Origin of the sequence: Streptomyces colwelliae (assembly GCF_048158785.1) — a bacterium.
Lineage (GTDB): Bacteria > Actinomycetota > Actinomycetes > Streptomycetales > Streptomycetaceae > Streptomyces.
The window spans coordinates 21,577-30,868 of record NZ_JBLTJC010000104.1; the positions used below are offsets into that span (position 1 = coordinate 21,577).

General features: G+C 70.4%; 7 protein-coding genes. 3 read left to right on the plus strand and 4 right to left on the minus strand.

What is annotated here, in order from left to right; all coding sequences use genetic code 11:
• Positions 1-199 precede the first annotated feature (199 nt).
• On the plus strand, positions 200-3,199 hold the full coding sequence (gene uvrA / locus ACNFOC_RS22445) for an excinuclease ABC subunit UvrA (RefSeq protein WP_416960887.1): 3,000 nt from the start codon (positions 200-202) through the stop codon (positions 3,197-3,199).
• A 99-nt stretch (positions 3,200-3,298) separates the two neighbouring features.
• Here uvrA and ACNFOC_RS22450 read toward each other — a convergent pair whose 3' ends face one another.
• Positions 3,299-4,210 (minus strand): carbohydrate kinase family protein, encoded by a 912-nt coding sequence (locus ACNFOC_RS22450; RefSeq protein ID WP_416960888.1) that lies wholly within the window; start codon positions 4,208-4,210, stop codon positions 3,299-3,301.
• Complete coding sequence (locus tag ACNFOC_RS22455) at positions 4,207-5,256, minus strand: LacI family DNA-binding transcriptional regulator (RefSeq protein ID WP_416960889.1); 1,050 nt, start codon at positions 5,254-5,256, stop codon at positions 4,207-4,209. The genes ACNFOC_RS22450 and ACNFOC_RS22455 overlap by 4 nt, the downstream gene beginning before the upstream one ends.
• Before the next feature lie 234 nt (positions 5,257-5,490).
• On the opposite strand from ACNFOC_RS22455, the gene ACNFOC_RS22460 reads away from it, so the two are divergent.
• Positions 5,491-5,913, plus strand: coding sequence for a Rieske (2Fe-2S) protein (locus tag ACNFOC_RS22460; RefSeq protein ID WP_266877251.1), 423 nt, complete (start codon positions 5,491-5,493; stop codon positions 5,911-5,913).
• 27 nt (positions 5,914-5,940) lie between these two features.
• On the opposite strand, the gene ACNFOC_RS22465 is transcribed toward ACNFOC_RS22460, so the two are convergent.
• Together ACNFOC_RS22465 and ACNFOC_RS22470 are read right to left on the minus strand one after the other, a co-directional pair.
• Positions 5,941-6,888: a hypothetical protein gene (locus tag ACNFOC_RS22465; protein WP_416960890.1), complete on the minus strand. Its 948-nt coding sequence runs from the start codon at positions 6,886-6,888 to the stop codon at positions 5,941-5,943.
• A 213-nt stretch (positions 6,889-7,101) separates the two neighbouring features.
• Entirely contained in the window at positions 7,102-7,473 is a 372-nt protein-coding gene (locus ACNFOC_RS22470) for a response regulator (protein ID WP_416960891.1), read from the minus strand.
• Between the two features lie 173 nt (positions 7,474-7,646).
• On the opposite strand from ACNFOC_RS22470, the gene ACNFOC_RS22475 reads away from it, so the two are divergent.
• A complete protein-coding gene (locus tag ACNFOC_RS22475; protein WP_416960892.1) occupies positions 7,647-9,044 on the plus strand; it encodes an ABC transporter substrate-binding protein in 1,398 nt (465 codons plus the stop codon).
• The last annotated feature ends 248 nt before the right edge of the window (positions 9,045-9,292 follow it).

Here is a 9,292-nt window from a genome sequence, read left to right on the forward strand (position 1 = left end):
TTTGGGTGAAGGTGGTGAAGCAGTGCCGTAAATCGAATGCACGTGCTATATCGTCGGGTGCGGCGTCGGGCATGCTGGAAGGCCGGAGGTTGTTATGCCTCGGCCGGGATTCCGACCGGCGTTGTCAGTGGCTCCCCCTAGTCTGAGAACGACGGGGGCCCCGCCCCTGTCACTTCTCTCAAGAAAGGTGCGGACCGGCGTGGCCGACCGTCTCATCGTCCGTGGCGCGCGCGAGCACAATCTGAAGAATGTCTCGCTCGACCTTCCACGCGACTCGCTCATCGTTTTCACGGGCCTGTCCGGGTCGGGCAAGTCCTCCCTGGCCTTCGACACGATCTTCGCCGAGGGCCAGCGGCGCTACGTGGAATCGCTCTCCTCGTACGCCCGCCAGTTCCTCGGCCAGATGGACAAGCCGGACGTCGACTTCATCGAGGGTCTCTCCCCGGCCGTCTCCATCGACCAGAAGTCGACCTCGCGCAACCCGCGCTCGACCGTCGGCACCATCACCGAGGTCTACGACTACCTGCGTCTGCTCTTCGCGCGCATCGGCAAGCCGCACTGCCCCGAGTGCGGCCGGCCCATCTCGCGCCAGTCGCCGCAGGCCGTCGTCGACAAGGTTCTGGCGCTGCCCGAGGGAAGCCGCTTCCAGGTCCTGTCGCCGCTGGTGCGCGAGCGCAAGGGCGAGTTCGTCGACCTGTTCGCGGACCTCCAGACCAAGGGCTACAGCCGCGCGCGCGTGGACGGCGAGACCATCCAGCTCTCCGAGCCGCCCGTCCTGAAGAAGCAGGAGAAGCACACCATCGAGGTGGTCATCGACCGCCTCACGGTGAAGGACTCCGCCAAGCGCCGTCTCACCGACTCCGTGGAGACCGCCCTCGGGCTGTCCGGCGGCATGGTCGTGCTCGACTTCGTCGACCTCCCCGAGGACGACCCCGAGCGCGAGCGCATGTTCTCGGAGCACCTGTACTGCCCGTACGACGACCTGTCCTTCGAGGAGCTGGAACCCCGCTCCTTCTCCTTCAACTCGCCCTTCGGTGCCTGCCCCGAGTGCTCGGGCATCGGCACGCGCATGGAGGTCGACGCTGAGCTGATCGTCCCGGACGAGGACAAGTCCCTGGACGAGGGCGCCATCCACCCCTGGTCGCACGGCCACACCAAGGACTACTTCAGCCGCCTCATCGGCGCCCTCGCGGACGCGCTGGGCTTCCGCACCGACATCCCCTTCGCGGGCCTCCCGCAGCGCGCCAAGAAGGCCCTGCTGTACGGCCACAAGACGCAGATCGAGGTCCGGTACCGGAACAGGTACGGCCGCGAGCGTGTCTACACGACGCCCTTCGAAGGCGCCGTCCCCTTCGTCAAGCGGCGGCACGGCGAGGCGGAGAGCGACGCCAGCAGGGAGCGCTTCGAGGGCTATATGCGCGAGGTGCCCTGCCCGACCTGTCACGGCACGCGCCTGAAGCCGGTCGTCCTCGCGGTCACGATCATGGACAAGTCGATCGCCGAGATCTCCGGGATGTCCATCAGCGACTGCGCGGAGTTCCTGGGCGGGATGAAGCTCGACGCCCGCGACAAGAAGATCGCCGAGCGCGTGCTGAAGGAGTGCAACGAACGGCTGCGGTTCCTGGTCGACGTCGGCCTCGACTACCTCTCGCTGAACCGCGCGGCCGGCACGCTCTCCGGCGGCGAGGCCCAGCGCATCCGCCTGGCCACCCAGATCGGCTCCGGCCTCGTAGGCGTCCTGTACGTCCTCGACGAGCCGTCCATCGGCCTGCACCAGCGCGACAACCACCGGCTGATCGAGACTCTGGTCCGGCTGCGCGACATGGGCAACACGCTCATCGTCGTCGAGCACGACGAGGACACCATCAAGGTCGCCGACTGGATCGTCGACATCGGCCCCGGCGCGGGAGAGCACGGCGGCAAGGTCGTGCACAGCGGCTCCCTGAAGGAGTTGCTCGCCAACGACGAGTCGATGACCGGTCAGTACCTGTCCGGCAAGAGGGCCATCCCGCTGCCCGACATCCGGCGCCCGCTCGACCCCTCCCGCCGGCTCACGGTGCACGGCGCCCGGGAGAACAACCTCCAGGACATCGACGTCTCGTTCCCCCTGGGCGTGTTCACCGCGGTCACCGGCGTCTCCGGCTCCGGCAAGTCGACCCTGGTCAACGACATCCTGTACACGCACCTGGCCCGCGAGTTGAACGGCGCGAGGAACGTGCCGGGACGGCACACGCGCGTGGACGGCGACGACCTCGTCGACAAGGTCGTGCACGTCGACCAGTCGCCCATCGGCCGCACCCCCCGGTCCAACCCGGCGACGTACACCGGGGTCTTCGACCACGTCCGCAAGCTGTTCGCGGAGACGACCGAGGCGAAGGTGCGGGGCTATCTGCCCGGCCGCTTCTCCTTCAACGTCAAGGGCGGCCGCTGCGAGAACTGCGCGGGCGACGGCACCATCAAGATCGAGATGAACTTCCTGCCGGACGTGTACGTCCCGTGCGAGGTGTGCCACGGCGCCCGGTACAACCGGGAGACGCTGGACGTCCACTACAAGGGCAAGTCCATCGCCGACGTCCTGAACATGCCGATCGAGGAGGCCACCGAGTTCTTCGAGGCGGTCCCCGGGATCGCCCGCCACCTCAACACCCTCAAGGACGTCGGCCTCGGCTACGTCCGGCTCGGCCAGTCCGCGACCACCCTGTCCGGCGGTGAGGCCCAGCGCGTCAAGCTCGCCAGCGAGCTCCAGCGCCGCTCCACCGGCCGTACGGTCTACGTCCTGGACGAGCCGACCACCGGCCTGCACTTCGAGGACATCAGCAAGCTCCTCACGGTGCTGGGCGGCCTGGTCGACAAGGGCAACACGGTCATCGTCATTGAGCACAACCTCGACGTGATCAAGGTCGCCGACTGGGTCGTCGACATGGGCCCCGAAGGCGGCGCGGGCGGCGGTCTCGTCATCGCCGAGGGCACCCCGGAGCAGGTCGCCGCCGTAGGAGCCAGCCACACCGGCAAGTTCCTGCGCGAGATCCTCGACGCCGACCGGATCAGCGACGGGGCCCCGGTGAAAGCCCCGCGCAAGACGGCCGCCAAGAAGACGGCCGCCAGGACGGTCGCGACGAAGACGGCGGCGAAGCAGACGAACACCGCCGCCAAGAAGGCCACGCCCGCGAAGAAGGCGACGCGAGCCCGCAAGGCCTGACCGGCACACAGCAGGAACACGAGTGCGGCGCCCCGCGGGAACTTCCCCGCGGGGCGCCGCACTTGGTGGCGAGCACAGCCCGCCACCGCTCAACACCCGCTACAGACCGCCCAGTTCAGAGGCGTACGGCGGTTCAGCCCCCGCCCGTGAGCACGTGATCGCCGCCGCCCGCGCCGCGAACCGCAGCAGCTGGGTCCAGCCGTCGCGGCCCAGGACGGCCATCCCTTCCGCGGACAGCGCGTTCCGCCTGGACAGGCCGTGCAGCAACGCCGCGTTGACGGTGTCGCCGGCGCCGATCGTGTCCACGACGTCGACCTTCTCGCCCGGCACCGGGTACACCGTGCCGTCCTGGGTGAACGCGGCGAGGCCGTCGCCGCCCTGAGTGATCACGACGGCCGAGGGACCGGCGTCCAGCCACTCGCGCGGGGTGCCGCCCAGCCACAGCGCGTCCTCCTCGGACAGCTTGAGGAGCGACACGTACGGCAGCCAGCTCTTGAAACGCGCCCGGTAGGCGTCCGCGTCGGGGATCAGGCCCGCCCGGATGTTCGGATCGAGCAGAGTGAACACGCCCTGCGCGAACGCGGTCCGCATCAGCTCCTCGTAGGCACTCGCGCCCGGCTCCAGGACGAGCGAACAGGTGCCGAAGGACACCGCCTCGGTCTCGGCGGGCAGCGCCGCGGGCACCGCGAAGAGCCGGTCGGCGGTGCCGTCGACGTAGAAGGAGTACGTGGCCGAGCCGTGCGCGTCGAGCGTGGCGACCGCGAGGGTGGTCGGCTCCGGGCCGCGCTGCACGTCCAGGACATCCACGTCGGCCTGCCGCAGCCCGGCGAGCAGGGACTCGCCGAACGCGTCGTGGGAGACGCGGGAGCAGAAGGCGGTGGGGGAGCCGAGGCGGCCGAGGGCGACGGCGGTGTTGTACGGGCCGCCGCCGAGCGCCGGCTTCAGGGCGGCGAGGGCTCCCGTGCCCTGCGGCACCAGGTCGATCAGGGCCTCACCGGCTACGACGATCACGAGGCGGTTCCTTCCTTGGACTTTTCGGGCTGGTCAGGGCAGCCACAGGAGGTGCGGTGGACGAAGGCGCAGGGCAGGCGCAGGACGCGGGCGGGCCGGTCCGGCTCGGCGAGCCGGTCCAGCAGCAGCCGTACGGCCTGGGCGCCGATCTCCTTGCTGGGCTGGGCGATCGCGGTGAGCCGGGGCTCGAACAGGTCGGCCCAGGCGAAGTCGTCGAAGCAGCACAGCGCGAGGTCGCCGGGGACGGACAGACCGCGCTCGCGCAGGGCGCGCAGGGCACCGATGGTCATCGCGTTGTTGGCGGTGAGCAGGGCCGTGGGCGGGGCGGCGCGGGACAGCAACTCCTCGGTGGCCCGCTCGGCGGCGGCCGACTCGGAGTCGCCGTGCGTCAACAGCCGCTCGTCGTAAGGGAGTCCGGCGGCGGCGAGGCCGTGACGGTATCCGGTGATCCGCTCGCGGGTGGTGCTGAGCCCCGGCAGGCCCGCGACGAGGCCGATGCGGCGGTGGCCGAGTCCGGCGAGGTGGGTGACGAGGTGGGCCGTCGGTTCGACGTTCTCGGCGCACACCTGGTCGACGGGGGGCGCGTCGTCCGAGGACGCCTCGACCACCCGGTCCAGGAACACCGTCGGTACGGAGTGCCGGCCGAGGTAGGCGACCAGGGCGTCCGGGGCCGCCGACGGGGCGACGATCATGCCGTCCACCCGGCGCTCGTGCAGGAGTTGGACGACCTTGCGCTCGTGCTCCGGGTCGTCGTGCGGATCGGCGATGAGCAGGCTGTAGCCCTGTTCCAGCGCGCCGGCCTCGACGCCCTGGAGGATCTCCGTGAAGTACGGGTTGCTGATCGCCGACACCGCGAGGCCGATGGAGCGGGTGCGGGACGTGACCAGCGAGCGGGCGAGGGTGTTGGGGGTGTAGCCGAGTTCCTCGATCGCGGTCAGTACGGCCTGCCGGGTGCCGGGCAGCACCGGACGGGTGTCGTTCAGGACGTGCGAGACGGTCGCGACGGACACACCGGCGCTCCGTGCGACGTCGACCATGGTGGCCATCGCGGGTCCCCCTCCCCGAGGTGCGTGCGCTGGGCCTTCTGGACGGGAACGTATCCCATCCGGCGCCCGACGTAAACGCTTGCGCAAACGTTTACGTACGGTGAGCGCCCGGCCGGTGAACCCACCTCAAAGCGGGCGGAACCGCGCGGGTATCGTCGCCCTTGACCGATCTCTGGACCGATCTCTGGACCGAGCTCCGAACAGCCTGAACAGCGCGAACAACTGGAGACCCCCATGCCCGGCCGCCCCGCCCCGAGCCGTCGTACCGTCCTGCGCGGAGCGGCCCTCACGCCCGTCGCCGGGCTCGGCCTCGCCGCCTGCTCGGGCGGTGGCTCAGGGGCCGCCGCGACCCCGACCGCGCCCGTGGAGCTCGGCGCGGAGAGCGAGGTCGCCAAGGGGAGCGCCAAGCTGTACCGCGATCAGAACGTGGTCGTCAGCCGGGCGGCGAACGGCACCCTCAAGGCGTACAGCACGATCTGCACGCACGCGCAGTGCCCCATCAACAAGTTGGACGGTACGACCCTCATCTGCCCGTGCCACGGCAGCCAGTTCGACGCGATGACCGGCAAGGTGGTGCAGTCCCCGGCCACCGAGCCCTTGCACGAGCTGAAGGTGACGGCCGAGAACGGGAAGATCGTCGCGGGGCCCGCCGCCTGATCCTCAGGACGTCCGGGCCCCGGCGGCTCACTCCCAGTCCCAGCCGATCCCCACGATCCCCGACCGCATCCGCGGCTCCACGAGGTGCACCGAGTGGTGCCCTCCGGTCAGGCGCAGCTCCTGGCGGCCGCTGCGCGGGGCCGCCGCCGAGTGCTGGGTGAAGCGGTGGCAGCGCACCGGCAGCGCGTTCTCGTCGAAGCGCACCTGGAGCGCGTACTGGCCGCCCGCGATACCGAAGTCACGGACGTACTCGCGGGAGACGCCGGCGGTGCCGTCCTCGACGCCGTAGCGGAAGAGGAACGTATCTCCGGAGCGCAGACGCGTGCCGAAGAGGAGCTCGGCGACCAGCATGCCGGTCTCGTGGTGGCGGCGGACGCGGCCGGTGCGGCAGTTCTCCAGGGCGTGCACGGTCATACGGTCCGGGGCGCAGCCCGGGTCGCCGTAGTGGACGGCTATGAAGCGGTCGATGCCGTCCCGGTGGGCGCGGACGATGTGGTGCGACTCGCGGCCGACCAGCTCGCGGTGCGGCCCGATGCGTACGCGCTCGTGGTGCCCCAGGGTGTGCAGGCCGCTGTCGAGCGTGGACTCCAGTTCGGCCAGCAGCTGTTCCAGGACGCCGGAGGCCTCGACGAAGGAGCGGTACGAGCGGGCCGCCGGACGCTGCGCCACGGCGCGTTCCTCGGCCTCGGCGAGCAGCCGGATCAGGGACTCCTCCGGGAGTTGGAGGATCTCCTCCAGCGCCCGTACGGCGCGCAGCGACTCGGGGCGCTGCGGGCGGCGGGCGCCCTGCTGCCAGTAACTCAGGCTGGTGACGCCGACCTTGACCCCGTAGCGCGTCAGGTGGTGCTGGACGCGTTGCAGCGGCAGTCCGCGGGCGGCGATGGCGGCGCGCAGCGCGACGTGGAAGGGGCCGCCGCGCAGGGCCGAGTCCAGTTCCGCTGTGGCGACGTCCGCCTGCTGTGTGGCGTGCGGCATGCAGGGGCCCTTTCTGTGAATGTTCACAACGGCTGGTCAGGCCGTTCACGCGAGTTGCCTCGGGGTCCCCGTCGGCGCCGGAGAAAGGTCTTCACATCCGTACGCCCTCGTTCACGCCCCGAGTTCCCCCGCATTGAAGCGTGTTGACCAAGTCCCGACAACACCTGTCGCCCATCAGGCATATGTGACTTGGCCCGGTCGCGGTGGGTGCTCTCACCGCGGTGCGGGCGGCCCGTCGCCGCCCAGCACGTCCCTGATTGCCCGTGCGGACAGGGCCGACTTGTGGAGGAAGCCGTGTGCGGGGCTGGCGGCGATGAGTTCCTGGAAGTCCTCCCGGGAGTGGGTCGAGATGAGGATCACCGCCGGTACGTCGCCCACCAGGCGGCGCGCGACGTCGAAGCCGTTCTCGCCGTCGAGGTCGAGGTCGACCAGGACGACGTCGGGGGCCGTCTCCCGGGCCTGGGAGACGGCGTCCGCGCCCGTCGAGGCGATGCCGACGACTTCCACCCCGCCACGTTCCAGCAGGGCGCGAGCCGCCTCCAGGAACCGGGCGCTGTCATCGACGAGGAGACAGCGCAGCGACATGTGCCCAGCTTGCCAACCGGTGGTCGGCAGCGCCTTCCAGCTAGCCGGAAAGTGCTGAAGTCCCGTGCCGTGAACGGAGGTTCTCGTGCACGCACGGCGATGGAGGCGCGACGGGCGGTAGCATGACGGCGCCCTGGGGAGACCACGTCGTCCGGTCGAGTGGGGGGTGTGCCATGAACGGAACGAGCGCCACGCGCGCGTGGCCCGGCATCCGCGGGATCCGTCGGGCCCGGGGAACCCTGGTCCCCTGGGTGGTGTGCGCGGCCCTCCTGCTGGCCGCGTGCGACGGCGGCGGGAGCGACGCCAAGGGGGCGGGCGCGTCCCCGAAGGACACCACCTGCGACGGGAAGATCGACGGCACCGCGCACATCACGGTGTGGTTCCACGCCGGCCCGAGCGGCGAGCTCACCACGCTGCGGAACCAGGTGAAGGAGTTCAACAAGGCGCAGAAGCAGGTGCGCGTCGAGCTGGTCACCCTCCCGGAGAACCGTGTCTACACCGACCTGGTGCTGTCGGCGGCGGCCAGCGGCGACCTGCCCGACCTCCTCGACTTCGACGGGCCCAACCTCTACAGCTACGCCTGGTCGGGCAAGCTCCGGCCGATCGACTCCTGTGTGCCCGCGAGCGTCCGCGCCGACCTGCTGCCGACGATCCGTCAACAGGGCACCTACGCGGGCAGGTTGTGGGGCATCGGCACCTTCGACTCGGGCATGGGCCTGTATGTGCGCAAGTCCGTCATGAAGAAGGCCGGGATACGCGTCCCGACCGGCCCCGAGGACGCCTGGACGGCCACTGAACTGACGGGCATCCTGCGCAAGTTGCGTACCCAGGGCTACAAGGCCCCCCTTGACCTGCGGCTCGTCTACTCGCAGCCGGGCCAGGAATGGAACACCTACGGCTTCGCGCCCGCGGTCTGGTCGGCGGGCGGCGACCTGATCGAGCCGAAGACCTTCCGCACCGCCAACGGCTATGTGAACGGCCCCGGTTCGGTCAAGGCGCTCACCGACATGCAGAACTGGGCCAGGGCGGGGCTCATCGACATGGTCAAGGACGACAAGGCGTTCGTCAGCGGCCGTAGCGCGATCTCCTGGTGCGGCCACTGGACCTATCCGGAATTCAACAAGGCCTTCCCCGGGGATGTCACGATCGTCCCGCTGCCCGACTTCGGCCAGGGCACTGTCACCGGCATGGGCTCCTTCCAGTGGGGCGTCCCGGCGGGCAACGCGGACGGTGACGCCGTCTGGCGGTTCCTGTCCTTCCTGCTCAAGCCCGCCCAGGTGCACCGGATGACCGTGGCCAACGGGGCGATCCCGGCGACCGGGAGCGCGATCAAGCTCTCGCCGCAGTACGCGCCCGGCGGCCCCGAGCACCTCTTCATCGAGCAGCTCCGGGACGGAGTGGCCCGCCCCAGGCCGCAGACGCCCGCCTACCCGGCGATCACCGACGCCTTCTCCCGGGCCTTCGCGAAGATCGTCTTCAATCGGGCGCCGGTCAAGGCCACCCTCGACGAGGCCGCCACGAAGATCGATGAGGATCTCGCGGCGCACGACGGCTATCCACCGAGCAGGTAGCGAAAGCGTGCGTCACGCGCGTGTGCCCGACGGGGGTCCTACGCGCGTGTGCCCGATCTCGAAGGACCCGTCCTCCCCAAGGCCCTGACGATCATGGCCGGTTGGGGGCAGGCTGGGCACGTGACCGACCATCATCGATACTCCCCACCCGCTGGCCGCTGAGAGCCCGCCGTGCGTCGCCCCCTGTCCCCGGGCCCGCTCCGTAGGGTGCTTGCAGGGCTCCGCCCCGAGCCCGGCCTCTCCGCGCC